Annotated in this window: 28 protein-coding genes and 1 pseudogene; 15 read left to right on the plus strand and 14 right to left on the minus strand. The window is 54.9% G+C overall.

Features of this window, described 5'->3' with window-relative positions:
* The first annotated feature begins 2 nt into the window (after window positions 1-2).
* Window positions 3-752 (plus strand): hypothetical protein, encoded by a 750-nt coding sequence (locus tag G7G_RS0104845; RefSeq protein ID WP_010439029.1) that lies wholly within the window; start codon window positions 3-5, stop codon window positions 750-752.
* A gap of 3 nt (window positions 753-755) precedes the next feature.
* On the opposite strand, the gene G7G_RS0104850 is transcribed toward G7G_RS0104845, so the two are convergent.
* A complete protein-coding gene (locus tag G7G_RS0104850) occupies window positions 756-2,213 on the minus strand; it encodes a cobyric acid synthase (RefSeq protein ID WP_010439031.1) in 1,458 nt (485 codons plus the stop codon).
* Window positions 2,214-2,273: 60 nt separating this feature from the next.
* Between G7G_RS0104850 and G7G_RS22745 the strand changes: the two genes are divergently transcribed.
* Entirely contained in the window at window positions 2,274-2,777 is a 504-nt protein-coding gene (locus tag G7G_RS22745) for a hypothetical protein (protein WP_010439034.1), read from the plus strand.
* Window positions 2,778-2,908: 131 nt separating this feature from the next.
* Here G7G_RS22745 and G7G_RS0104860 read toward each other — a convergent pair whose 3' ends face one another.
* Window positions 2,909-3,229, minus strand: a complete 321-nt coding sequence (locus G7G_RS0104860) for a DUF6280 family protein (RefSeq protein ID WP_008757056.1) — start codon at window positions 3,227-3,229, stop codon at window positions 2,909-2,911.
* A gap of 219 nt (window positions 3,230-3,448) precedes the next feature.
* Between G7G_RS0104860 and efp the strand changes: the two genes are divergently transcribed.
* On the plus strand, window positions 3,449-4,012 hold the full coding sequence (gene efp, locus G7G_RS0104865; RefSeq protein ID WP_010439041.1) for an elongation factor P: 564 nt from the start codon (window positions 3,449-3,451) through the stop codon (window positions 4,010-4,012).
* A 34-nt stretch (window positions 4,013-4,046) separates the two neighbouring features.
* Here efp and G7G_RS0104870 read toward each other — a convergent pair whose 3' ends face one another.
* Together G7G_RS0104870 and ygfZ are read right to left on the minus strand one after the other, a co-directional pair.
* Complete coding sequence (locus tag G7G_RS0104870; RefSeq protein ID WP_010439045.1) at window positions 4,047-5,000, minus strand: ABC transporter transmembrane domain-containing protein; 954 nt, start codon at window positions 4,998-5,000, stop codon at window positions 4,047-4,049.
* Between the two features lie 90 nt (window positions 5,001-5,090).
* Window positions 5,091-5,828, minus strand: coding sequence for a CAF17-like 4Fe-4S cluster assembly/insertion protein YgfZ (ygfZ, locus tag G7G_RS0104875; RefSeq protein WP_010439047.1), 738 nt, complete (start codon window positions 5,826-5,828; stop codon window positions 5,091-5,093).
* A 73-nt stretch (window positions 5,829-5,901) separates the two neighbouring features.
* On the opposite strand from ygfZ, the gene G7G_RS23880 reads away from it, so the two are divergent.
* Window positions 5,902-6,576: a TIGR04283 family arsenosugar biosynthesis glycosyltransferase gene (locus G7G_RS23880; RefSeq protein ID WP_029621734.1), complete on the plus strand. Its 675-nt coding sequence runs from the start codon at window positions 5,902-5,904 to the stop codon at window positions 6,574-6,576.
* 7 nt (window positions 6,577-6,583) lie between these two features.
* Here the strand turns inward: G7G_RS23880 and G7G_RS0104885 are convergent.
* Both G7G_RS0104885 and G7G_RS0104890 read right to left on the minus strand, forming a co-directional pair.
* Window positions 6,584-7,339: pseudogene (locus G7G_RS0104885) on the minus strand (hypothetical protein); the annotation flags it as partial.
* Window positions 7,340-7,420: 81 nt separating this feature from the next.
* Entirely contained in the window at window positions 7,421-8,290 is an 870-nt protein-coding gene (locus tag G7G_RS0104890) for a MurR/RpiR family transcriptional regulator (RefSeq protein WP_029621737.1), read from the minus strand.
* Window positions 8,291-8,413: 123 nt separating this feature from the next.
* On the opposite strand from G7G_RS0104890, the gene G7G_RS0104895 reads away from it, so the two are divergent.
* Genes G7G_RS0104895 through G7G_RS0104910 form a run of 4 tightly spaced genes read left to right on the plus strand, consistent with a single transcriptional unit; the run spans window position 8,414 to window position 12,188 of the window.
* On the plus strand, window positions 8,414-9,208 hold the full coding sequence (locus tag G7G_RS0104895) for an N-formylglutamate amidohydrolase (protein ID WP_010439057.1): 795 nt from the start codon (window positions 8,414-8,416) through the stop codon (window positions 9,206-9,208).
* Window positions 9,205-9,786, plus strand: a complete 582-nt coding sequence (locus G7G_RS0104900; protein ID WP_010439060.1) for a TRAP transporter small permease subunit — start codon at window positions 9,205-9,207, stop codon at window positions 9,784-9,786. The genes G7G_RS0104895 and G7G_RS0104900 overlap by 4 nt, the downstream gene beginning before the upstream one ends.
* Window positions 9,783-11,102: a TRAP transporter large permease gene (locus tag G7G_RS0104905; RefSeq protein WP_010439063.1), complete on the plus strand. Its 1,320-nt coding sequence runs from the start codon at window positions 9,783-9,785 to the stop codon at window positions 11,100-11,102. Before G7G_RS0104900 ends, G7G_RS0104905 begins: the two co-directional genes overlap by 4 nt.
* A 51-nt stretch (window positions 11,103-11,153) precedes the next feature.
* Window positions 11,154-12,188 (plus strand): TRAP transporter substrate-binding protein, encoded by a 1,035-nt coding sequence (locus tag G7G_RS0104910; RefSeq protein WP_010439065.1) that lies wholly within the window; start codon window positions 11,154-11,156, stop codon window positions 12,186-12,188.
* Between the two features lie 122 nt (window positions 12,189-12,310).
* Here G7G_RS0104910 and G7G_RS0104915 read toward each other — a convergent pair whose 3' ends face one another.
* Complete coding sequence (locus tag G7G_RS0104915; RefSeq protein WP_010439067.1) at window positions 12,311-12,490, minus strand: hypothetical protein; 180 nt, start codon at window positions 12,488-12,490, stop codon at window positions 12,311-12,313.
* 33 nt (window positions 12,491-12,523) lie between these two features.
* Between G7G_RS0104915 and G7G_RS0104920 the strand changes: the two genes are divergently transcribed.
* Window positions 12,524-13,294 (plus strand): alpha/beta hydrolase, encoded by a 771-nt coding sequence (locus G7G_RS0104920; protein ID WP_010439070.1) that lies wholly within the window; start codon window positions 12,524-12,526, stop codon window positions 13,292-13,294.
* Between the two features lie 59 nt (window positions 13,295-13,353).
* On the opposite strand, the gene G7G_RS0104925 is transcribed toward G7G_RS0104920, so the two are convergent.
* From G7G_RS0104925 to G7G_RS24355, 5 genes are all read right to left on the minus strand, one after another.
* Window positions 13,354-13,635 carry a hypothetical protein gene (locus G7G_RS0104925; RefSeq protein ID WP_010439073.1) on the minus strand — a complete coding sequence of 94 codons (282 nt, stop codon included), beginning with the start codon at window positions 13,633-13,635 and terminating at the stop codon, window positions 13,354-13,356.
* 240 nt (window positions 13,636-13,875) lie between these two features.
* The gene (locus tag G7G_RS0104930; protein ID WP_010439076.1) at window positions 13,876-14,670 is read right to left on the minus strand and encodes a hypothetical protein; all 795 of its coding nucleotides are present in this window, start codon (window positions 14,668-14,670) and stop codon (window positions 13,876-13,878) included.
* A 107-nt stretch (window positions 14,671-14,777) separates the two neighbouring features.
* On the minus strand, window positions 14,778-16,736 hold the full coding sequence (gene parE, locus G7G_RS0104935) for a DNA topoisomerase IV subunit B (protein ID WP_010439079.1): 1,959 nt from the start codon (window positions 16,734-16,736) through the stop codon (window positions 14,778-14,780).
* 270 nt (window positions 16,737-17,006) lie between these two features.
* Complete coding sequence (locus G7G_RS22750) at window positions 17,007-17,480, minus strand: helix-turn-helix transcriptional regulator (RefSeq protein ID WP_037320777.1); 474 nt, start codon at window positions 17,478-17,480, stop codon at window positions 17,007-17,009.
* Window positions 17,481-17,543: 63 nt separating this feature from the next.
* Entirely contained in the window at window positions 17,544-18,122 is a 579-nt protein-coding gene (locus G7G_RS24355) for a hypothetical protein (protein ID WP_010439084.1), read from the minus strand.
* A gap of 215 nt (window positions 18,123-18,337) precedes the next feature.
* Between G7G_RS24355 and G7G_RS0104950 the strand changes: the two genes are divergently transcribed.
* The 4 genes from G7G_RS0104950 to G7G_RS0104965 all read left to right on the plus strand — a co-directional run bounded on the left by G7G_RS0104950 (window position 18,338) and on the right by G7G_RS0104965 (window position 22,338).
* Window positions 18,338-19,021 (plus strand): TIGR02466 family protein, encoded by a 684-nt coding sequence (locus G7G_RS0104950; protein ID WP_139056595.1) that lies wholly within the window; start codon window positions 18,338-18,340, stop codon window positions 19,019-19,021.
* Between the two features lie 113 nt (window positions 19,022-19,134).
* Complete coding sequence (locus G7G_RS0104955) at window positions 19,135-19,743, plus strand: carboxymuconolactone decarboxylase family protein (protein ID WP_010439088.1); 609 nt, start codon at window positions 19,135-19,137, stop codon at window positions 19,741-19,743.
* Between the two features lie 180 nt (window positions 19,744-19,923).
* On the plus strand, window positions 19,924-20,853 hold the full coding sequence (gene ppk2 / locus G7G_RS0104960; protein WP_010439091.1) for a polyphosphate kinase 2: 930 nt from the start codon (window positions 19,924-19,926) through the stop codon (window positions 20,851-20,853).
* A gap of 120 nt (window positions 20,854-20,973) precedes the next feature.
* The gene (locus G7G_RS0104965) at window positions 20,974-22,338 is read left to right on the plus strand and encodes an MATE family efflux transporter (protein ID WP_010439094.1); all 1,365 of its coding nucleotides are present in this window, start codon (window positions 20,974-20,976) and stop codon (window positions 22,336-22,338) included.
* 4 nt (window positions 22,339-22,342) lie between these two features.
* Here the strand turns inward: G7G_RS0104965 and G7G_RS0104970 are convergent, their stop codons facing one another.
* Window positions 22,343-22,744 carry a hypothetical protein gene (locus tag G7G_RS0104970; protein ID WP_010439098.1) on the minus strand — a complete coding sequence of 134 codons (402 nt, stop codon included), beginning with the start codon at window positions 22,742-22,744 and terminating at the stop codon, window positions 22,343-22,345.
* Between the two features lie 7 nt (window positions 22,745-22,751).
* Complete coding sequence (locus tag G7G_RS0104975) at window positions 22,752-23,954, minus strand: pyridoxal phosphate-dependent aminotransferase (RefSeq protein WP_010439100.1); 1,203 nt, start codon at window positions 23,952-23,954, stop codon at window positions 22,752-22,754.
* Window positions 23,955-24,046: 92 nt separating this feature from the next.
* Between G7G_RS0104975 and G7G_RS0104980 the strand changes: the two genes are divergently transcribed.
* Both G7G_RS0104980 and G7G_RS0104985 read left to right on the plus strand, forming a co-directional pair.
* Window positions 24,047-24,439 (plus strand): helix-turn-helix domain-containing protein, encoded by a 393-nt coding sequence (locus tag G7G_RS0104980; RefSeq protein WP_010439102.1) that lies wholly within the window; start codon window positions 24,047-24,049, stop codon window positions 24,437-24,439.
* A complete protein-coding gene (locus G7G_RS0104985; RefSeq protein WP_010439104.1) occupies window positions 24,436-24,693 on the plus strand; it encodes a succinate dehydrogenase assembly factor 2 in 258 nt (85 codons plus the stop codon). The genes G7G_RS0104980 and G7G_RS0104985 overlap by 4 nt, the downstream gene beginning before the upstream one ends.
* Window positions 24,694-24,763: the final 70 nt, after the last annotated feature.

A 24,763-nucleotide genomic window follows, 5' to 3' on the forward strand; every position in this document is an offset into this window, starting at 1 on the left:
ATATGTCGGATCGTGTTGTAAACGCCAATATTCAGGACGTTCTCTCGTCGGTTAAACGAATGGTCGACGAAGACGCCAGTGGCGAATCGGAATTTATCTTTGTCCCTTCGCCCCCGGCGTCCAAGCCTGGGCGGCTGGTTTTGACCGACGCCCTGCGTGTCAGCGAGGAACCGCTGATTGCCAAGAAGCGGGCACCTCTGAAGTTGATGCCTCATAGCAGCGCGGGCGATGAGGCAGAAAGACAGGCCGCGAATACGCCTGACAACCCAGACGAACCGATGCGTTTGCAGCCCAACGATGTTGTGCCTGCCAAACATGCGGAGGTCAGCACCGGAGAACCAAAGCGTGACCTTGCGGGGAGTTTGAGCGCAAAAATCGAAGCCTTGGAAGCCGCGATCGCCCGGACTGAAGATCAGTGGGAACCGGATGGTGAAAGCGACGATGAGTACTCTGGTACAAAGACAAAGGCTGTCGAGTGGCCAGTGGACAAGGGATTTGCGCAGTCTAAAGTCGCACAACCTGACACAGAGTCCAAAACAGAGGCCGTGTTCATACGCGATCGTTCGGTCAAAGCGGATCCGACACCAAAGCCCACCGGTGCGGTGTTTGAGGAGCAGCAGTTGCGCGAGCTTGTTGCGCAGATCGTCCGAGAGGAGCTGCAAGGCGCATTGGGCGAGCGGATTACCAAGAACCTGCGCAAGATGGTTCGGCGTGAAATTGTGCGCGCATTGGCCGCTGGGGATCGAGACTAATCCTCAGCCCCGATTTGGTGTCTGCGCCATCGAGAGAAGCAGGTCCAAATCCATGTGCCGCTCAAGATGGTCGGCAAGGTCGTCCAGAACCTGTTCGACGCCGTCTTCATAGGCGTTTTCTGATACAACGCCCAATCCGGACAGATAGCTGGCGCGAAACGCGTCTGATGTGAAAATCCCGTGCAAATAACTGCCGCGTACGCGTCCATTGGCGCTGGCGGCACCTTCTGGCCTCCCCCCGACCTGCAGCCACGCGCGGGCGCAATCCGGACCTTCGGTCCTACCCATATGGATTTCATAACCGCTGACAGGTTCCTTACCGGGTAGGGTGGTCGCTGATCGCAATGTAACCTGCTTTTCACCGGCCATAGTGGTGGTGACATCCAGCAGCCCCAAACCTTCGACGTGACCTGGGCGACCGTCTACGCCATCCGGATCCGCGATGGTTTTTCCCAGCATCTGATATCCGCCGCAAAGGCCCAGAACGTGTCCTCCCCGACGGACATGGGCATAGAGGTCTATGTCCCAGCCTTGCGCTCGAAAATAGGCCAGATCGCCAATCGTGGATTTGCTGCCGGGCAGCAACACCAGATCGGCATCGCCGGGCAGGGGGCGGCCGGCAGGAATGATCTCTACCGTCACACCCGGTTCTGCCGACAGCGGGTCAAGATCATCGAAATTCGCCATCCGCTCTAGCTGAGGCACAACGATCTTGCACGCGCCTCCGGCATGAGAACGAATATCCATCATATCCTCGGCGGGCAGCTTCCATGCATCGTGAAACCAGGGCACCACGCCGACACAGGGCCAACCGGTCCGGGCCGCGATGTCATCGCGACCTTCATCAAATAGGGACACGTCGCCTTTGAACCGATTTATGGCAAAGCCTCGGATCATCTCGAGATCCCTTGCGTCCAGGACTGCCTGTGTTCCAACGATTTGGGCGATCACTCCGCCACGATGGATATCCCCGACCAGAACAACCGGAACGTCAGCGGCACACGCAAATCCCATATTGGCAATATCACCCTTGCGCAAATTGGTCTCAGCCGGGCTGCCTGCGCCCTCGATCAGCACCAAATCGGCGTCGCTGCACAACCGGCCGAAGCTTTCCAAAGCTGCACCCAGAAGCTTGGATTTATCTTTGCGATAGTCGCCCGCTTTCATTGTGCCTGCGCGCTTGCCCTGAAGGATGATTTGCGCGCCTGTGTCGGTTTCTGGCTTCAACAGGATCGGGTTCATGTCGGTATGCGTCGGCCGTTTCGCCGCCCGCGCCTGCAGGGCTTGCGCGCGCCCGATTTCTCCGCCGTTTTCGGTGACAGCGGCGTTGTTCGACATGTTCTGTGGTTTGAACGGCACAACCCTCAGCCCGCGTCGGGTATATGCGCGTGCCAGTCCGGCCACCAAAACCGATTTTCCGACATTGCTGCCGGTGCCTTGAATCATGATGGACCGCGCCATGGCCTGTCTCCTATGTTGACGCGCAGATGACCTGATTTAAGGGCAAAGGAAAAGCCCCCTATGAACACACCTGCGCATCTTTTGATCGGCGCCGCCGCTTTTGCACGCCCAGCCCAAGGAGCCGCATTATGCGCAGCGTTACTTGGATCGGTGTTGCCGGACTTGTCGTTGTATGTGATGGCAAGTGCCTCGCTGTATATTCTGAACATCCCGGCACAGGTTGTATTCGACCAGCTTTACTTTTCGCCAGCCTGGCAAACGGTGTTCGCCGTCGACAACTCGTTCTTTGTGTGGGGAACCGCGCTTGGCCTAGGGCTGTGGCGAGGTTGGCACCTATTGACCCATAGGTGCGTCCGCAGGGCTGCTGCACTTGGTGATGGATTTCTTATTGCACGCAGGAGATGGTCGGCCACAATTCTGGCCGCTCAGTTCTTGGGTCTTCGAAAGCCCCATCAGCTATTGGGACAGTACGCATCACGCCATTTGGGTCGCGCCCATATCCATGGCGGTGTGTTTGGCGGCCTATGCGGTGTTGTGGCAACGCGGCCTTTCGATAGGGGCTAAGCTCTTTTTTGCTGTTTTTCTTGCAGCCGAGCTCTGGGTTGCAAGGCAATGGATAATGTACTTTTAGCCTGGTCAATGAAAAACGCGCCCCGTCGTCAGGGCGCGTTTTTTCAATCGGATGCGGGGTTCAATCAGGCCGCTTCGGCCTGCTGAGCCGCATTCCGGCGTTCGCTTTCTTCGCGTGACAGAGCCACCGAAGTCCGGACGCCGCGACCGACGAATTCCATCAATCCGCCAACAACCCGCTCATTGGGGTCGATACCGGCGCAGGACAGTACTTCGCGACCATCGCGTGAACGGGCCCAGCGGGCAATTTGTTCTGGCCCATTGCCGTATTTCTTGTCGTCAGCGATGGCATCATCCAGAGCAGCCAGTACAACGGCTGCGAAAAGTTTGCGTGCACGATTGCCTTGTTCGTTATTGAAGGCAGTGCCGTCAACGAAATCTCTCATCTCGTTTTTCCTGTTTTTCTTGCTCTTGCAATTTTCGGCGTGACGGTCCTTATGACCTATTACATGCGATTCGGATACACCTAAATTGCATAACTACGTTGCGTCATTTGCATGGCTCGCTGCATGTGCAGCACTAGGTTTCGTTGTCTTGTCAGGTGTGGTCACGCCAGATATAGGGACAACAACTGACGCATCAACCGTTTGTGAAGGATTTAAGTCATGCCCAAGATAAATGGGAACGAAATACGCCCTGGCAATGTGCTTGAGCATAACGATGGGCTGTGGGCGGCTGTTAAGGTGGATCACGTAAAGCCCGGTAAAGGCGGTGCTTTTGCACAGGTCGAACTGCGCAACCTGCGTAATGGCTCAAAACTGAACGAACGCTTTCGTTCTGCGGACAAGGTTGAGCGCGTACGGCTTGAGCAAAAAGATCAGCAGTTCCTGTACGAATCCGATGGCATGTTGGTGTTCATGGATTCTGAGACATACGAACAGATCGAGCTGCCGTCGGAATTGCTGGGCGAGCGCCGCCCGTTTCTGCAGGACGGCATGACCATTGTTGTCGAATTCTATGAGAGCGAGGCGTTGAATGCGACGCTGCCGCAAAAGGTGACCTGCAAGATTGTCGAGACCGAACCGGTCGTCAAAGGGCAAACCGCTGCAAACTCGTTCAAACCTGCAATCTTGGATAATGGCGTCAAGGTCATGGTTCCACCGTTTATTGGTCAGGATGAAATGATCATCGTGAATACAGAAACGATGGAATATTCCGAGCGCGCCTAAGCTTGTTCCAACCACATTCGAAAGACCGCATCCTTCAGGTGCGGTCTTTTTTGTTGCGCGGTCGCCGGTATCGCTCGGGGTCTGGACCGAACAGTTCAAGCATCAATTCGAACTTGATGCGATTGGCACTGACTTGGCGATAGAATGCGATTAGGAATGCGGTTGGACCTTGTATGCGTGTTAGCCCGCTGGTGGCAGCAACCACCGTGCCGACGTCCGTACGCCCCTGCAAAACCAGCCATCCGCCAAGCATCAGAATGCCAACCGTCCCGGCGCCGTTGATAACGCTCAGCAAGAATTTGGCAGACAATTTCCAGATGAACATGCGACGGCGTGTTTCGTAAATGTCATCAAACAGTGCGTCGATATCTGTAGATACAGCCTCGATATCTTCGGTCGTCAAACGGTCGGTCGAATTGCGCAGAATACGGACCCGTTCGGCGACAAAGACGTTCACGCGCCGTTGCGAGACCAGAACAATGATGATTTGTGGAAGGATCATCGAAAACGCGATCAGACCCAGGCCGGGTTGTGTGGAAGAGATATAGCCAATCACACTGATCAACGTTCCGATCTGAACAACGGGGTCGGAAAAGGCGCCGCCTGCAAATTTACCAAGCTCTTCAGCCTCGGCAGAGACGGCTGTGCTCATGGTTCCCTTGCGAAAGGATTCTCCGGTTTGGTTGAGATCAGCTGCGCGCACCAACAGGCGTTGACGGATCAGGCGGATCAGGTCCTCGCCCAAAGTGCCCGCCCGATAGCCCAGCACCCATTTCAGCGCAAGGCTCAGCAAAATGACAGCCATCATGCCAGCACCCAATGTCAACAATCGCTCAACCCCGACATCTGCGGATGTCAGGTGATTGATGATGTCGCGCTGAAATTCCAGCGGAACTGCAGCCAGCGCTGCAACTGCCAATGACAGCAGGATTAGTATTACTTGCCGGCCCGCACTGGCCCGCCAGATTGCCCGATACAGCCGGAACATCTTTTACATCCCTCTTGCAGTTCCGGCGCCAGTGTTACCGCGCAGCGCGATGGGTTCCAGCGAAAACGTGGCGCGTGGCTATCCGTGGGGTTAGTCGGTCAAACGCACGATCGCATCGCCCGCCAGCATGTCCCCTTGGGCGCGATCAAGGCGCAGATAGGCAATAGCCTTGCCATTGGATTGCGTAAACAAAGTTCCGGCGGGCTTCCCACTAGACTGTATCTCGGATCCGATCGGTGCAGCGCCCATAATTTCAACAACACGCAAGCCTTTGCGCAGTTCGGTTTTGTGCTTCATGCGCGCGGTGACTTCCTGACCAACATAGCAACCTTTTTTGAAGTCGAGGCCATTCAGGGCTTCGAAACCGGCTTCAAGTATATAGCTGTCTGGCGTTAGTTCGATATTTGTCTCTGGAATGCAATGACGTACGCGGATCGCATCCCAGTCTGTACCATCTTCGTCTTCCGGTGCCGAAGAATAGCCGCGCCAGCCAAGATCAGGATGCCTTGGATCGGCCAGGGCGCCTTCTGGCGCGGGGCCTGTGCCGCGCTGCAGATTGAGGTCGGTTGCTTCGATCGCAACATCAGCTCGCAGCTTGTACATCGTCAGGCGCTTATTCAGCGCGTCGGCCAGATCCTCTGCCACGTCCAGCAGAACCGATGATCCGTCCCGTTTCAAAAAGAAATCAGCCAGATACTTGCCCTGCGGGGTCAGCAGGGCAGCGTAGACCAATCCCTCATTCAACCGCTGTACGTCATTTGTGATCAGCCCTTGCAGAAAGCTGTCTGTATCCTTGCCGGTCAGGCGCAGAATGCGGCGATTGGGCATGGGTTGATCCTCGTCATTTGGTCTGGCCTCGTGATATAGGAGAACGCGCCGCCATGACCAGAGGGTATCAGACGTGTCCGCCCCAATCAGCATCGTAATCCCGACATTGAATGCAGGGCAGGAGCTGCCAAGTACACTGCAATCGCTGATGGAAGGTCTGCAACAGGGACTGATCCGCGAGTTGATCGTCAGCGATGCTGGTTCGGATGATCACACGCTAGAGATCGCTGATGAGGCAGGGGCCCGGATCGTGTCAGGTGCCCCATCACGCGGCGGGCAATTGCGGAGGGGATGCGCTGAGGCCAAGGCTGACTGGTTGCTGATCCTGCACGCGGATACCGAGTTGCAACCGGGCTGGACCGCAGCGGTTGCAGAACATCTGAACACAGGCCAACCTGCGGCCTTTCGTTTGCGGTTCCGCGCCAAGGGTGTGGCCCCACTCTGGGTTGCTGGCTGGGCGAACTTGCGCAGCCGCCTGTTCGGGTTGCCTTACGGCGATCAGGGACTGTTGGTCCAGCGCCAGACCTATCTGTCGGCGGGTGGGTATCCGGATCAGCCATTGATGGAAGATGTTGCCCTGGTTCGCGCCCTGCCGCGCTCGGTGCTGTTAAAAGCGAATGCGGTTACGAATGCGGAACGCTATATCCGTCAGGGCTGGTTTCGGCGGGGTGCGCGGAATCTCTGGACATTGGCGCGCTATTTTCTTGGGGCTGATCCGGCGAAGTTGGCGAAGGCATATCGGGGATAAAGGCGGTGCGCAGTTCAACAATGGACTTCCCTAGGCGAAACGGGGCCGCAAAACTGACCAGACATAGGGCGATGATCTGTAAGACCAGAATATGCGCATTGGCCTGCAGATATTCCCATTCCTCCTTCAATTTGCCCACCTGATCAATCAGATCGTCATAGCTCTGGGCGAGGATCAGGTAGTCGCCTGCGATGGCAGGTACTTTGCGGCGCATGTTGTCAACGGCGGCTTGCGTGGTTTCATCCAGAGAGGTGAACACCAGAAACTGCTGGATATCAAAAGCATCGGCCTTAGCGGCCATATCGCGAGCCTCTTCCATCTCGTCCTTTGATGTCCGGCCAAACAGAAAATGCAGCCCTTGCAGCGGTGCAACTTCGTTTGTGACCGCAATAAAGAGCGGTAAATCCGCATTGCTGGCGGTCGAGGCAGACAAGAATTCCACCTTTTCACACAAAACGGCGGTATCGGGATCATATGCCGGGTCGCAAAACCGCAGTCGAAAGCGTGCTGCATCGCGGTCGAAGGCCAAAGTTGCAGCATAAGCGACGTCAATTTGCCGATCCAATCGTGAACTGTCTGATGTATAGAGCCCCGCCAGTACGGCGACCAATGCGCCGATCCCGCCCAAAACCACCCAGACAAGATCTGCCAGTTTCCAGGCTCGATGTCCCGCTGGCTTCCGGAATAAGAAGCCCGTTCCCAATAGGCCGATCAGAAACGAAAGAATAAGCAACGGTAGTTGATTGTCGGCAATAAATGTCATGTGTACAGAATGTACGATCTGAGGTTGTTCAGACAATAGTGTTCACGCGCAGTTGTATCTCATGACACCACGAAAAAGGCGTCAGGATCCCGAGCTTTGGCCGAATTTGCGGAACAGTTTGGTCCTGTCGAATGCCTGCTCAAGCTCTTCCGTACGTTCTTTCACGCTGTCCCACAGACGTTCTTGCATTTCGGCGATCACACATTCCAACAGTACCAGGATCGAGGCCATGGAATCCCACGCAGACGGAACCGCGATACGCGCTGCAAATGTGTGCTTTGCCAGCCGATGGATCGGCGAACGCCATTGATCCGTCAGCAGCACGACCTCGGCGCCTCGTTCATGGCAAAGCTGTCCGATCAGCAGCGTGGTGTTTTCGTACCGCCGCACATCCAAGGCCACCAACACGTCTCCTTCACGCACCTCAAGCAGATCATGAGTCCAGGAGGCCGCATCTGATAGCAGTTTCACGTCGGGTCGTATCATTTGCAGGTGCAGATACAGATACTGCGCCAGCGTCCCGGTAATGCGTCCTCCGGTTATGAAAATGCGTCGATCTGGATCGCACAATAGGCGGCAAAAGCTGTCGAACTCTTCCGGAGCCACCTCATCGATTGAACGCCGTTGGTTGTCCAGCGCCTGCCGGGAATAGCGGTTTAGGATATGTTCCTCTGGCAGATCATTTTGCCAGACATCCCGCTTGGCAACGGGACCCGAGATCATCTCTTTCACTTCGCTGCGGATAGCGGCCTGAAACTGAGGATAGCCGACAAATCCGGTTTTCTGCAGCATACGCGCGACTGTCGTGGTTGAAACCGAGGCGATGCTTGCGAGTTCCGTAATGCTGCCAAGACCTGCCATTGGATAATCATCCAGCAGCACATTCACCAATTGCCGCTCCGATGGGGTCATCGTTTCGCGATGGGCAAGGAGTCTTTCAGTTACGCGCACGGATTACATCCTCTTTGGTTGACCACCATCTGATGTGCAATTTTTGACATCTGAAACGGTTGTGTGGAATATTTTACAGGAAAATTATTGACAGGTTAAGGCTGGGTGTAGAAATTTTTCCCCATGGAATCGCAAAACAACCTTTCGCCGGTCGGGGATCTGGATTTTGGACCAGTTGTTCACGCACGCGAACCGGCGGGCAGCCCATCGGTCATCGTGGTCTGTGAACATGCATCGTGCCGGATACCCAAAGAATTGAGGGACTTGGGTCTAAACGCGGATGCTTTGCGCAGCCATATCGCATGGGATCCGGGTGCTTTGCCTGTCGCGCAGGCTATGGCACGACAAATGTCTGCTTCATTGATCTACGGAGGCGTTTCGCGGCTTGTTTATGATTGTAATCGGCCACCTGAAGCCGACGATGCGATGCCTGCTAACAGCGAGGATTTCGCCATTCCGGGCAACGCCTCCCTGTCCGACGCTGATCGCAAGGCCCGAGTCGATGAGGTCTATAAGCCATTTTGTTTGGAACTTGCAGGAATGTTGGATCGTCATCGCGAAACACTTGAGTTGATGGTGACAATACACAGCTTTACGCCCGTGTATCGGGGACAGAAACGGACCGTCGAATTGGGCTTATTGCATGGCGAAGACGAGCGCTTTGCGTTGAAAATGCTGGAAAAGGCCCCTGCAGACCTGCCGCTGAAGACGCGCCTGAATGAGCCATACTCAGCCCGCGATGGCGTAGCACATACGCTGGATGTTCACGCGAAACCAAGAGGTTTGCTGAACGTCATGATCGAAATTCGCAATGATCTGATCGAGACGCCTGAACAACAACAAGCGATTGCTGATGATCTGGTGCACTGGATCGAAAACACGATGAGCGCGATCCAAAGCGAGGGCGCGCGGCAATGAAAATGATGGCCGCATATGTGCGCATCGTTGATGCGGTGAACTATCGGATCGGGCGGGTCATGATGTGGGGCCTGTTTGTGATGATGGGTATTTTGCTGTGGTCCTCGATCTCGAAAACGTTCTTTCTACCTTCGCTCTGGACGCTGGAAATGGCGCAGTTTGCAATGGTGACCTACTACATCATAGGAGGTCCGTACTCGATCCAATTGGGTTCGAACGTACGGATGGATCTGTTTTATCACAATTGGAGTCCGCGCCGGAAAGCTTGGTTCGACGCCTGCACGGTGTTGTTACTGATCCTATATCTTGGCGTGCTGTTCTACGGTGGACTTGGTTCGACCGCCTACAGCCTCGGCTATTGGGGCGATGAACCGGTTTCCTATTTCACAGGTCTTCTGACCGGCAGTGAAGAGATCGGGAGACTTGAACGCTCATCGACTGCATGGAGGCCCTATATCTGGCCGGTCAAGGCAATTATGGTGTTCGGCTTCTTTCTTATGCTGCTGCAAGCAATTTCTGAACTCTTCAAAGACATCGCACGGATCAACGGGCAGGAAATCGGGGTCAGCCGGGCATGAGTCAGGAATATATCGCCATTTTCATGTTTGCCTCAATGATGCTGATGCTGTTTACAGGCCAGCGCGTTTTCGGGGCCATCGGCGCGGTTTCGGCGATTGCGGCGCTGGCACTGTGGGGAACAGGCGGGCAGGATATTCCCTTTTCGGCCGCGATGAAACTGATGAAGTGGTATCCGCTGCTCACGCTGCCGATGTTTATCTTCATGGGTTATGTTCTGAGCGAAAGCCGCCTGGCTGACGACCTCTATCGCATGTTTCACGTTTGGATGGGGCCGGTGAACGGAGGCCTTGCGATCGGTACAATCGGGCTGATGGTTCTGGTTTCTGCTATGAACGGCCTCAGTGTCGCCGGAATGGCCATTGGGGCGACAATTGCTTTGCCCGAGCTTTTGCGGCGCGGATACGACAAGACCATGGTGACCGGGGTCATTCAAGCCGGATCGAGCCTGGGGATTCTCGTGCCGCCTTCCGTGGTTCTAGTGCTCTATGCCATGATCGCGCGGCAACCTGTGGGTCAGCTGTGGTTGGCCGGTATTGTGCCCGGGCTGCTGATGGCGTCAATGTTCATCCTCTACATATGGATACGCTGTCGCATTCAACCTCAGCTCGGCCCAGCGATGGAGGACGCGCACGAAGTGCCTCGGGCCGAAAAAATCCGGTTGTTGGGGGCAGGCGCTCTGCCGCTGATTATCTTCGCGTCCATGATGATCCCCTTCGTCAATGGCTGGACCTCGCTTGTTGAAAGTTCAGCGATCGGGGCGCTGGCGGCTTTAGCGGCCTCGGTTCTCAAACGCCGGATGACGTGGAAAATCTTTGAGGACTGCACCAAGCAAACGCTGGCCATATCCTGCATGTTCATGTGGATCATTCTGGCCGCGCTGGGATTTGGAGCCGTATTTGATGGATTGGGTGCGGTTAAGGCCATCGACAATCTGTTCACCGAACAACTCAATCTTTCACCATGGATGATCCTGATCCTGATGCAGCTCAGCTTTATCGTCATGGGCACGTTCCTCGATGATACCGCGATGCTCGTCATCGTTGCTCCGCTATATGTACCGCTGGTGGGGGCATTGGGTTTTGATCTGATCTGGTATGGCGTGCTTTATACGATCACGACCCAGATCGCCTATATGACGCCGCCGTTCGGTTACAATCTGTTCCTGATGCGAGCGATGGCCCCGCCCGAGATTACGCTGCGCGATATCTATCGCTCGATCTTTCCTTTTGTGGGCGTAATGGTTCTGGCGCTCGCGATAATCATGATCTTCCCGGAAATAGCGCTTTGGCTGCCCGGATATGTTTACGGAAATTAACCAGAAGGCCCGGCAAACGGGCACTTGAACTTTAACGGAGAGGAAATTGACATGACGACAAGACGTAAGTTTCTGAAAACTGCCGGGGTGGGGGTTGCAGCTGCACCATTGGCCGCACCGGCGCTGGCGCAAAGTACGATTACATGGCGGATGCAGACCTATGCGGGGCCAGCGCTTGCGGCCCATGTGATCGATCCAGCCATCGAGATGTTCAACAAGATCGCAGGTGACCGGATGCAGATCGAGCTGTTCTATGCCGATCAGCTTGTGCCCACCGGAGAGCTGTTCCGTGCCATGCAGAAGGGCACCATCGATGCGGTGCAGTCGGATGATGACTCGATGGCTTCACCCACCGAGGTCACTGTTTTCGGCGGCTATTTCCCATTTGCTTCGCGCTATTCGCTGGATGTACCGGTTCTGTTTAACCAGTGGGGCCTGAACGAGATCTGGGATGAGGAATATTCCAAGGTCGGCGTGAAGCATATCAGTGCCGGCGCGTGGGACCCCTGCCACTTTGCCACCAAGGATCCGATCAACTCGCTGGAGGATATGAAGGGCAAGCGCATCTTCACCTTCCCGACGGCGGGTCGGTTCCTGTCGCAGTTCGGCGTGGTTCCTGTGACCCTGCCGTGGGAAGACATCGAAGTCGCGGTGCAAACCGGAGAGCTGGACGGCATCGCGTGGTCAGGCATTACCGAAGACTACACCGTCGGTTGGGCCGATGTGACCAACTACTTCCTGACCAACAACGTATCGGGCGCCTGGGCGGGTCACTTCTTTGCCAATATGGACCGTTGGAACGAACTGCCCGAAGACTTGCAGACGTTGTTCCGCGCTTGCTGTGATCAGTCGCACTATTATCGCCAGTGGTGGTATTGGGGTGGTGAAGCCAACCTTCGCGTCAATGGCACCAAGATGCAACTGACCACAATTCCAGATGCCGAATGGGCGCAGGTCGAAGAAGCGGCTGTCAAATTCTGGGATGAGATTGCAGCTGAATCCGAGACCAAGGCCAAGGTTGTTGAAATCTTCAAGAAATATAACGCCGAAATGCAAAAGGCCGGTCGGCCCTATCGCTACGGCTGACCCAACTCGACCGGTCCGCGAGCGAGCGGGCCGGTCGCAACTGCGCAAAAAATTTTCGTTGGTAATTATCAATCAAACTGGACGAGTTTATTTGATCCTGCGACATCGGGCGCGGCGCTCTGTCAGGCACACAATCTACCAACATGGGCCTGCGAGACGCATTCATCCGAACGTTTCCAATACCCCAGCCAGACTTCGTCGAATGTGCCTTCATCGACCCGAATGCCATCCAACGGACCGGGGACAATACCCCAGTCCTTTGAGCGCAGTGCAGTAACGGGCTTGCAGACCTCGTCCTTCACCTCACATATTGGTCACAGGTGAGGGAGTTTTTCATGACAAAAGAGATTGTTCTGATCCACGGAGCTTTTGCCGGGCCGTGGTGCATGCAGGATTACGCGGAGTTCTTTCGCGCACGTGGCTGGTCGGTACACACACCTGCGTTGCGGTATCATGGCGGCGACCCTAACGCCGAACCCGATCCGGGCCTGACCGAAACCAGCGTCTTGGATTACGCTAATGACGTAGCTGAATTCGTTCAGGGTTTGGACAGCAAACCGGTGCTGCTGGGCCATGCCATCGCGGGGGTAGTGGCACAACAGGTGGCCTCTCGCGGTTTGGCCAGCGCAATTGTCCTGATCAACCCGAACGCGGCTTGGGGCACCTTGCCTGAAACTGACGACGAACGTGCTGTGCCGCGCGCTTTGATGGAGGGCGGGGCGTTCTGGAAACAGTCCATGCGCGTCGATTTCGACCTGATGGCCCCCTTTGCGCTGAACAAGATGCCCGAGGCGCAGCAGCATGAGGTGTTCGACCAGCTCGGCCCGGAAAGCGGGCGGGTGATGTTCGAGATGTTCTTCTGGATGTTCGACGATCACCACGCGATGAAGGTGGATATCGACAAGGTCGACTGCCCGGTTCTGATCGTTTCAGGCACCGAGGATCGGGCTGTGAACCCCAACACCTGCCGTGCGCTGGCGAATCTTTACGGAGATCGCTCGACGTTTCTGCCAGTCGAGAACCACGCGCATTTTCTGTTCATGGAACCGGGCTGGGAAGGCCCAGCCGGACAGATCGCCGATTGGCTGGACCAGAAATTGGGGTAGGATGGGGTTTCACCCCATCGCTCCCGGTACGCTTTGATGGGTTGGAAACCTATCCTACGTCAGTTGTTGGTTTGAAACGTGCTTTGCGGTTTCCAGACCAGAGAGCCATCGTCATTGCGATGACACCGCAGCAAGCGTTCCTCGCGCGTGCTGATGGTTGAGGTGACGGTATTGTCACCGGTCAGCAAGACGAACGCATCCGGCGAATAGGCCATGCCGTCATAGTAGCAAAACCGCGTCTCGGCGCCGTCTGGAATGGGCGATGCGGTGCTGAGCATCTGCTGCGCGGGGGCTGCCGAGGCCAGCAGGGTCAGGGCCAGCCCGAGGGTTAGTGTTTTCATGTCGTCCTCCCGTTCGGAAATGTGATGGTGGTCAATTGGGTCTTGGACGCTCGGAACCTCAAAACTCGTTCTTGGATGACAGATTGAGGGTAAGTGTGAACGGGATCAACGGGTTAGGCAAGGGGCGTGTTAATGCGTCGCTTGTGGAGACCTTCCGCGCCATTCAACCAATCCTCGGAGATTTGCGTCATGGACGCTCCTAGCCTACTTCTCAAGGCGGGCGCGAAATCTTGCGTGAGCCTAGCAGAATTCATCGATGACACGTTTTACCGTCTCTTCTGTTTGAGCGCGGCTCTGCCCATTCACCATCTCATCCAGATATATTAACTGCATGGCGATCAGAGGCCGGGCATCGAAATTTTGAAATATGGGGGGGCCAAAGGTCTCACTTGAGAACGTGTCTTCCGAATACAAGGAATCCAAACCTAACGGATCTCCCGGCACGCCACTTGCGTTGAAAATTTCTTCTTTCACACAATTTGCAAACTTCTTTGGTGAAATCGATGTTTTGATCCAAACCTCGGAATACTCAATATCAGCGTTGTGCCAGTCAAAGTTCGTGGCGAGGCAGGTTAGCTTTTCGGATTTCAGGAATTTTGCAAAAAACTCTGGCACCAGAGTAGTTTGATCTATCTCTTCAGAGTCGCCAACCAAAATTACATGGATGAATCCTGTTACTGTATCCGGATATTCATCAAGATAGAACTTTAGCCCCGACAAGTGGCTCACTATGTTAACGGTGTATGCCAAGTTAACATTAAATAGCTTTCTAGTTTCCTCAGAACCACCATCTTCGATAGTAATTTGTATGGGGCTTGTTCTTTTCTTCAGTCCATTGTCGCAGCCATCAGCCAAGTGGCAGTACTCAACGTCATGTGGCATATGCGTGACCAAGTCTGAGAAGGAACCCTCACCCTCAATGCTCTCATAGAGTTCAATGAAATCACACGCAGGTTTTGACAGCTCGGAACTTGCGGCTGTTGCGAAGGCGAGAAGTATTGAACCTGCTGCGATATTGAACTTAAATTTTCTCATTTTTTTAACAACTAATTGTGAATCTATAAGGGATAGAACTAAAGAGTTTTAGCGTCATTTAGACTGACGATGCACAATCTTCGACGCTCACTTCTCAAAGCACAAAATCAAACATCCAGCTCCTCAACAAACCGCGCGTTTTCCTGAATGTATTGGAACCGCAGTTCGGGTTTTTTGCCCATCAGGCGCTCGACCAGATCGCCGGTCTCGCCGGGTTCGTCCTCGTCGATGGTGACGCGGATCAGTTTGCGCGAGGCCGGGTCCATCGTAGTCTCTTTCAGGTCCTTGGCGTCCATTTCGCCCAGACCCTTGAAGCGCGAGACGTCGATCTTGCCTTTGCCGCCCAGACCTTTTTCCAGCCATTCGTCCCGCTCGGCCTCGTCCAGACAATAGACGCGCTTGGCGCCTTGGGTCAGGCGATACAGCGGCGGGCAGGCGAGGTAGAGGTGGCCCGCGTCGATCATGGGCCGCATCTGTGTAAAGAAGAATGTCATCAGCAGAGCGGCGATATGCGCGCCGTCCACATCCGCGTCGGTCATGATGATGATCTTGTCATAGCGCAGGTCATCGACGTTGAAGCGGGTGCCGAGGCCAACGCCCAAGGCTTGGGTCAGATCATTGATCTCGGCATTGGTGCCCAGCTTGGAACTGGCCGCGCCCAGCACGTTCAGGATTTTGCCGCGCAGGGGCAGAAGCGCCTGCGTTTTGCGGTTGCGACCCATCTTGGCGGAACCGCCCGCTGAGTCGCCCTCGACGATGAATAATTCGGTTCCGTCCCGTGTTGAGCTGGAACAGTCCACCAGCTTGCCGGGGAGACGAAGTTTTTTTGTGGCGGACTTGCGTTGTGTTTCCTTCTCGGCCCGTCGGCGCAGGCGTTCCTCGGATCGCAAGATCAGAAAGTCCAGAATGGCGCCGGCGGATTTGGTGTCCGCGGCCAGCCAGTTGTCGAAATGGTCGCGGACCGAGTTTTCGACCAGCCGTTGCGCCTCGACAGTGGCGAGGCGATCCTTGGTCTGACCAACAAATTCCGGTTCACTGATAAAGCAGGATACCAGCGCACAGCCGCCTGTAATCAGGTCGTCGCGGGTGATCTGCGCGGCCTTCTTGTTGTTGATCAGCTCGCCATACGCCTTGATTCCTTTGAGGACGGCGGCCCAGAACCCGGCCACATGGGTGCCGCCTTCGGGGGTGGGGACGGTATTGCAGTAGGACTGGATGAACCCATCGCGCGACGGTGTCCAGTTGATCGCCCATTCGACCTTGCCGGGGGCGTTGAACTTCTCCTGAAAGTCCACGGTGCCAGCAAAGGGTTGCTCGGCGTAGGTGGACGAGCCGTTCATAGTTTCTTTAAGATAGTCAGAGAGCCCGCCGGGGAAGTGGAATGTGGCCTCGGTTGGCGTTTCACCGTCATCGATGGCAGATTTCCAGCGGATTTCGACGCCCGAGAACAGGTAGGCCTTGGAGCGGATGGATTTGAACAGCCGCGCGGGTTTGAACTTGTGATGGCCGAAGATGTCGGCGTCCGCATGGAAGGTGACAGTGGTGCCGCGCCGGTTGGGCGCCGCGCCGACCTTTTCGACGGGGCCCAGTGGGATACCGCGTGAAAAGCGTTGCTCGAACAGCTGCTTGTCGCGCGCTACCTGCACGACCATCGAATCCGATAGGGCATTGACCACAGACGCACCCACGCCGTGCAAACCGCCCGAGGTCTGATAAGCCTTGCCCGAGAATTTTCCACCCGCGTGCAAGGTGCACAGGATGACCTCTAGCGCCGATTTGTCGGGGAACTTGGGGTGCGGATCGATCGGGATACCACGCCCGTTGTCGCGTACGGTCAGGGCGTAATCGGAATGCAGTTCGACCTCGATCCGGTTGGCATGGCCCGCTACGGCTTCGTCCATCGAGTTGTCTAGGATTTCGGCCACCATATGGTGCAAGGCACGCTCATCGGTACCACCGATATACATGCCGGGCCGTTTTCGAACCGGTTCCAGCCCTTCGAGCACCTCAATGGACGAGGCGTCATAAGTTGTGGTCGCTTCTGGCGTCAACAGATCGTCGGGCATGGGTGCTGCTCTTGTTTTTGAGTTTCCCCTATTATGGCAGGTGATGTGGTCCGGGGGAAGAGGGACGCGAGGTGTTGTGGGTGTTTTGAACTGCGATTGATCTGAGCAGTTTTTGCGGCATTGAATCAACCGCTTGTTGCGTTACGCGAGAACGGGACTTTGTAAGCACGCTTAGCCTCTGCTTTAAACGCTCTTGAACGTTTGCTTTTAGGCGATTTCCGGACGGGCTTTCAGAACACTTAAGAAACTAGATTCGAAGGACTGAGGAGTTCACTCTTTCTCTTCAATCAATAGCTCTTCAATCAGAACACACAAAAGTTGCGTTCTCGATTTAACATTGGCCTTTCTGTAGATGGAGTTGTTCTGCGACTTAATTGTGCCCTCACTGGTCTCACGCAATTTAGCTATCTCTGCGACAGACAAACCCTTCACAGTGAGTAGTGCAACATCTCGCTCCGCAGCGCTCAGATTCCAGCGGTCGAATTGCAGCTCTAGCATCCGGAAAAACTCACCTTGAGCCATCTGAAGACTATGCTTGATCTCCTGATGTCGCCGCAAAAAAAGTTTGTGGCTCTGCCAGATCAACACCCCCCCAATAACAAAGCCGAACAGGGTGATGAGCGCGGTGATTTCGTGCACCACCCAGCTCGCAGAGAAAAGATAATATCCGGTGATTTCGCCAACCAATTCAGCCGCAAACGCAAATGCGGAGATCGCATATATAGCGATCCCCGCCTTGAACATGGCGTCCTTGTTAAACCAATTGTTCAAACTTGAGACTCACTTGCGGGCAAGCGGAAATACACCTTAGTCATCATCTCCCTCACCATCGTCACCTTCGCCATCGCTTTCGCCACCGTCGTCGCCTTCGCCATCGCTTTCGCCGCCGTCGTCGCCTTCGCCATCGCTTTCGCCACCGTCGTCGCCTTCGCCATCGCTTTCGCCGCCGTCGTCGCCTTCGCCATCACTTTCGCCACCGTTGTCGCCTTCGCCGTCGCTTTCGCCGCCGTCGTCACGCTCGCCATCATCGCCTTCGTCGTCACGTTCGCTATCATCACCTTCGCCGTCATCTTCTTCGTCATCAAATCCTTCATCATCATCTTCATCGTCAAAATCTCTGTCGTCGTCTTCTTCGTCATCGTACTCATCGTCACGCTCAGATCGATCGCGGACGATGGTTCCATCTTTTCCCAATACCACTTCTCTCTCGATCCCAGGCCCAGTTGCCTCAAAGCGGAGATTCCCAAAAAGCGTGTTTGTTATTTCAATTCTCTGGAAACCTTGTTCAGTAAGCTCGTCGATGACGTCTTGTTTGGTGGTTTGCGAGAGTGCTGTTGTAGCCATCAAAACAAAGGTTGTCGTAAGACCCATAGTTTTCTTGTTCATGTTCCTATCCTCAACAATTTTGCTGATTAATTTAGAGCACTCGCCGCTGAAGCTGGGAATATAACTTTGGATGGTTTCGCCATACTTGAACCAAAGATCTATTTCCTCAACGATAGGGGGTAACGCACGTAAAGTATTAAGGTGTGGGTTTGGAAAGCCCTAGGAGATCTGGCAAGGAAGACTCTTGCAGGTGCGCTCGGGGTGATCTGAATATTTTGACCAACAGTTTAGTTGAAGGTAACGCCAAGGACATGCCCGAAGCCAAGAAATTCGAGAAGCTTTTCTCCACTCCAATGATGCGATTCCAAGTGCCCAACAGCGCAGCATTAAATGCGGCGTTGTTGTTTGAGGCAGAAAAGATGCGTGAGGAAGATGAAGGCGTCTCAAAGTCCAATCGCGGGGGTTGGCACTCACGAGGGAATCTATTTGAACGCGATGCGCCGGCCATTCAGACTTTGCGCGACGCAGCAAAAGATGCGGTTTTCCAGATGACACGAAAGGTCTCGGACAAGGTTAAACCGGACGAACTTCGTCTGAAACTGTTCGGCTGGATGAACGCCAATCCCTCCGGCGGTTACAATGCACCACATACGCACCCCGGAGCGCATTGGTCAGGTGTATACTATGTCTCTCAACCCGAGGTCGAAGAAGGTTCGTCTGGAATGATTGAATTTCTCGACCCTCGGAATGAGTTGCCTCATTGGCGGATACTTGAGGCGAGTGCATTTCGGAATAAAAAGAAGCTGCGCCCATCTCCGGGTGAAATGATCCTGTTTCCATCCTATCTGACCCATTGGGTCCACCCAAATCAAAGCGAGGACAGCCGTGTAACCGTTGCGTTTAACGCAACTTTTCGTCGCCCTAAGTCAGGCACGCTGAAAACGTCAGGAAGCAAGTAGTATTTCATTCTGCGCAAACGATATCTAACGGATACATGTCGAATTCGTCTCGCCACCTGCTCAAAGCACTCCTAGTCTGTGGACATTAATCAGTTACGACAACAGGAACCCAAATGAGCTGGATCAAGACCATACCCTATGTCGAGGCGACGGGCAGGCTGCGCAAACTCTATGACCGGGTCACCGGCCCGGACAACAATGTGGACAACATCATGATGGCGCACAGCCTGCGCCCGCACTCGATGGAAGGCCATATGGCGATGTATAAGGCTGTACTGCATCATTCTGGCAACGTTATCCCGAAGTGGTTTCTTGAGGTGCTGGGCGTGTGGGTCAGCTCTCTGAACCGATGCGGGTATTGTGTCGAGCATCATTTCGCGGGTCTGCAGCGGTTGTTGCAGGATGAAGCACGAGGGAACGCGATCTGGGCGGCGATTGAGGCAGGCGAGCCGGGGCAGGCGCCTTTGGACGCGGCGCAGGTTGCTGCGATGTATTATGCACGTCTACTGACCGAAGCTCCGGCGGATTTGACTGAAGCCGATGTTGAGCGTTTGCGCTCCGCTGGTTGGGATGATGGAGAGATTCTTGAGATCAATCAGGTATGCTCGTACTTTTCCTATGCGAACCGAACCGTACTTGGGTTAGGGTGCTCGACGGATGGGGACGTTCTGGGACTGTCGCCGAACAACTCGGAAAATCCGGATGATTGGGGCCATCGGTGAGGACAGGAGCGAGGGGCCGAGCCCCTCGCGCTCCCCGAGATGTTTTTGGCCAGATGAAGGGCAGATCGGCGCGCCTGCCCGGAGGCTCAGTTAAAACACAAGTCTGTTTGACACCAATCAAAGCGCTGATTGTGCCGAACTGCTAGATTTCTCTTCGACAGGAAACCGAGGAGAGAATGTATGGATGCAACGCCCCAGATCAGTCAGAAATCACCTCATATTAATTCGGCAACTGCCCCGAGTGCGGAGGCCTCTGCGCCGACGCTCGAAAAAATTCGGCAAGCTTTTGAAAGCGGTAACTATCCCTATGGCCGAAAGATGGCGCGCAAGGATTATGAAGCGCAGAAGGCTGAGTTACAGGCCGAGTTGCTAAAGGTTCAGTTGTGGGCACAGGAAACCGGACAGCGATTTGTGTTGTTGTTCGAGGGCCGAGATGCCGCTGGCAAGGGCGGGACAATCAAGCGGTTTATGGAGCATCTGAACCCACGCCAGGCCCGTGTCGTTGCGTTGAACAAGCCGACGGATGAAGAGAAAGGGCAGTGGTATTACCAGCGGTACGTGCAACAGTTGCCGACCTTGGGTGAGATGGTGTTTTATGACCGGTCTTGGTACAATCGCGCGGGTGTCGAACGGGTTATGGGGTTCTGCTCTCCCAACGAGTACTTGGAATTCATGCGCCAGACTCCTGAGTTAGAGCGGATGTTGGTACGCTCGGGCATTCAGCTTTACAAATACTGGTTCTCGGTCACGCAGGAAGAACAGCAACGGCGCTTTCGGAGCCGTGAAACCGACCCATTGAAACAATGGAAATTGTCGCCGATTGACAAAGCCAGCCTGAGTAAATGGGATGACTATACTGAGGCGAAAGAGGCGATGTTCTTCTACACCGACACGGCCGACGCGCCCTGGACCATTGTAAAATCCAATGACAAAAAACGCGCGCGTCTGAATTGCATGCGTCACTTTTTGTCGACGTTGGATTATCCTGACAAGGATCACGAGATTGTTGTTGAACCTGACCCTCTGATCGTGGGGCAGGCGCATCATGTGATTCATCGCTCGGACCATATTCTTGGAACGGCACTGCATCCGGATGTGAAAATTGGCTAACGGGTCGGGTCATCACCAGACAGGGTGATGGCCCACTTGGTACAAGTCAAGTAAGTCTCACATTGAAATAAACCTGTTCTGCTCTTGTCTTGCGCTGCGGGCAAGCCTAAGGCTGGCGGGATGAACAAGGTGATGACATATCCCGGCCATTTGCGGGCAATTACAGTGCTGGGCCTGCCATTGATTGGTGGGCATTTGGCACAATATGCGATCGGTCTGACCGACACCATCATGCTGGGATGGTACGGGGTCGAGGCACTGGCCGCAGTGACACTGGCCAGCAGCTATTTCTTTGTTCTTTTTCTGTTTGGCGCAGGGTTTGGCTTGGCCGTTATGCCGATGGTGGCGACTGCTGCGGCTGAAGAGAATGAGACCAGCATACGCCGGTCGACTCGCATGGGTCTGTGGCTGTCTTTGATCTATGCGACGGTGATGATGCCCCTTCTGTGGTGGTCACAACCTATACTGATTGCATTGAAGCAAGAACCACAAGTCGCTGAAACTGCAGCGATTTACCTGCGTGTGGCAGGGTGGGGACTGTTCCCCGCATTGTTGGTTATGACCCTCAAGTCCTATTTGGCCGCACTTGAACGAACGCAGATTGTGCTCTGGATCACGGTTGTTGCCGCTGTTGTGAATGGATTGACGAACTATGCGTTGATTTTCGGCAATTTGGGTGCGCCTGAGTTGGGAGTGATGGGCGCGGCCATCGCTTCGGTCGTGACGCAGATCGTGTCACTGGTGGCGGTGGTGATCTATGCGGTGAAGGCGTTGCCGGAACACAGTCTGTTCCAACGTTTTTGGCGTCCGGATTGGGAAATGTTCATGAGCGTTCTACGCCTGGGCGTTCCGATAGGCCTGACGACACTGGCAGAGGTGTCTTTGTTCGCTATTTCAGCGGTGATGATGGGCTGGCTGGGTCCGGTGCCACTGGCGGCGCATGGTATTGCTCTGAATCTCGCGTCTGCGACATTCATGGTGCATCTGGGACTGTCAAATGTAGCAACAATCCGCGCGGGAAATGCATTGGGTCGTCGAGATCGTGCACATCTTGAAAAAGGCGCCATTACAGTGACCGGAATGTCGCTGGTGGTTTCAGTCTTGACCATTATTCTGTTCTTGACCTGTGCAGAGCCTCTCATTTCCTTGTTTATGGAATTTGATGATCCGAAACGGCCAGAAATTCTGTTGATTGGCACCGGGCTGCTGGCAATGGCTGCTTTGTTCCAACTGGTCGATGGCGCACAGGTGATCGCACTGGGTCTTTTGCGCGGATTGCAGGATGCCAAAGTGCCGATGGTGATGGCCGCGCTCAGCTATTGGGCGATCGGGATACCTGCATCGTATTACTTCGGCTTCGTTCAGGGCATGGAAGGGATCGGAGTGTGGCTTGGCCTGGTGCTGGGCCTTGCCTGTGCCGCTGTCCTTTTGATGTCGCGATTCTGGCTGCGGTCTGTGCGCGAGGTTGGCGAAGTTCCGGCCTAAGGGATCAACCTTTGCTGATCCGATCTGATTTTTTGCGGACAAGCACCGAGCGCAGATCATGCATAGCCATCAATAGCCGATCCGTGACGTCCTCCAACTGCTCATCCGTGGCCTTGGACTGCGCCCATTGCGTCGTCAGATTCAGATGGTCGACGGCGCGATGAATATCATCCAAGTCGCGGAGGGATAGCAGGGCTTTCCGCTCTTCCATCCAGCGCGTGATTTCGGCTTTGTCCGCGTCGGACAGACTACGTCGACCCTGTGGTTTGACCTCACCATTGCGGATGTTGACCACTGCGATCTGATCCATTTCGATCCGACGTTGGCGGTTTTCCGTATCGATCTTGAACACTGCTGCGCCATTCTCGCGTACGCGGAAGTAATATTCGGGCAGGATTGTGGACATGGAAACCTCAGGTCAGGGACGCGCAGAAGCGTTGGATACGGGTGCAAGCCTCGGTCAGAGCTTCATCAGATGTCGCGTAGCTGACTCGGAAATTGGGAGATAGACCAAAGGCCGCGCCAAACACCACCGCAACGTCGGCTTCTTCCAGCAGGGCAGTGGCAAATGCTTCGTCCGAGTCAATCACCGTCCCTGCCGGGGTGGTCTTTCCGATCAGGCCAGCGATGGACGGGTAGACATAGAATGCGCCTTCAGGTGTTGGGCATGAAATGCCATCGATCTGGCTAAGCATATCGACCACCAGATTGCGACGGCGTTTGAATATCTCGTTATTTGGCGCAAGAAACGCCTGAGTCCCATTCAACGCTTCGACCGCAGCCCATTGGCTGACCGAGCAGGGATTCGACGTGGACTGCGACTGCACTTTACGCATTGCCGCGATCAACTCGACCGGGCCCGCAGCATATCCGATGCGCCAGCCGGTCATGGCATAGGCTTTGGAGACGCCGTTGCAGGTTAGCGTCCGGTCGTAAAGCCCCGGTTCCACTTGTGCAGGTGTGCAGAATTCGAATCCGTCATAGGCCAGATGCTCATACATATCGTCGGTCATCACCCAGACATGCGGGTGCCGCATCAGCACGTCAGTCAGCTCTTTCAGCTCTGCTCGGCTGTAGCCCGCACCGGTTGGATTGGACGGAGAATTGAAGATGAACCATTTGGTCTTGGGCGTAATCGCTGCTTCTAACTGATCGGCCGTCAGTTTAAAGTTGGTCTGAAGCGAGGTTTCAGTAATCACCGGTGTCCCGCCTGCCAGCAAGACCATATCCGGATAGCTGACCCAATAGGGTGCGGGGATGACGACCTCATCCCCCTCATTGAGCGTGGCCATAAGGGCGTTGTAAAGCGTCTGCTTGCCCCCGGTCCCGACCGAGACCTGAGCGGGCGTATAATCCAACCCGTGGTCACGCTTCATCTTGGCGCAGACCGCCTGTTTCAGCTCAGGGATACCATCTGGCGCAGTGTATTTCGTCTTGCCTGCGGCGATAGCAGCAACAGCGGCGTCCTTGATGTTCTGCGGTGTGTCAAAATCCGGCTCACCAGCACTCAGCCCAATGACATCGCGTCCGGCAGCTTTCAACTCGGCCGCTTTGGCTGTCATGGCGATGGTGGGCGAGGGTTTTACGCGTGACAATGTCGCAGACAGGAAACTCATGGGTGGCCTCAGTTTGTATGTTCAGCCTGACTGTCATAGGGTGCGCCGAAATATCGATCAAGCCAATTGAACCTCACCTATTGGAGACCCCAATGAACGACGAAACGGACTGGTTCGGACCGGACACTGCAACCTTTGGAGATCGCGTCGCGGGCGCGCGCGAGGTTGCGGGTATGACACAGACACAATTGGCCCGTCGTCTAGGGGTTAAAAAGGCGACGATAATTTCTTGGGAAGATGATCTGTCCGAACCCCGTGCCAACAAGCTGTCGATGATGGCCGGGCTGTTGAATGTCTCGATCATGTGGCTTTTGACCGGCGAAGGCGACGGCATGGATGAGACCAGCCTGAACGGCGATGTCGACTCGGAGCTGCGTGATCTGGTGGCAGAACTGCGTACAATCAGGGGTGAGATGCGTGCCAGTTCAGAGCGTTTGGCCAGGGTGGAAAAGTCGCTGCGCCTGAAGCTGGAACGCAGTCAATGACCGAATCCCGAGAAACTCGGATCAAGCGCATGAAAATGCGCTCGATGCGACGTGGTATCAAAGAGATGGATTTGATCCTGACAGCCTACGCTGATCGCAACCTGACTTTGATGGATGACGACGGGCTGAATACCTATGATGCGTTGCTGCACGAAAATGACCAAGATTTGTATCAGTGGGTCACCGGTCAGGCCAGCCCTCCGACAGAGCTGTCAGATTTGATCGCAGACATTGCGCAAACATTTCAGAAATAAGCGATAATTCAACTTAACCGATTTTTCGGAAATTCGCGTCATGTTTTCAGAAACAGCGCGATGAATCGGA

The organism is Ruegeria conchae, from assembly GCF_000192475.1.
Classification (GTDB): domain Bacteria; phylum Pseudomonadota; class Alphaproteobacteria; order Rhodobacterales; family Rhodobacteraceae; genus Ruegeria; species Ruegeria conchae.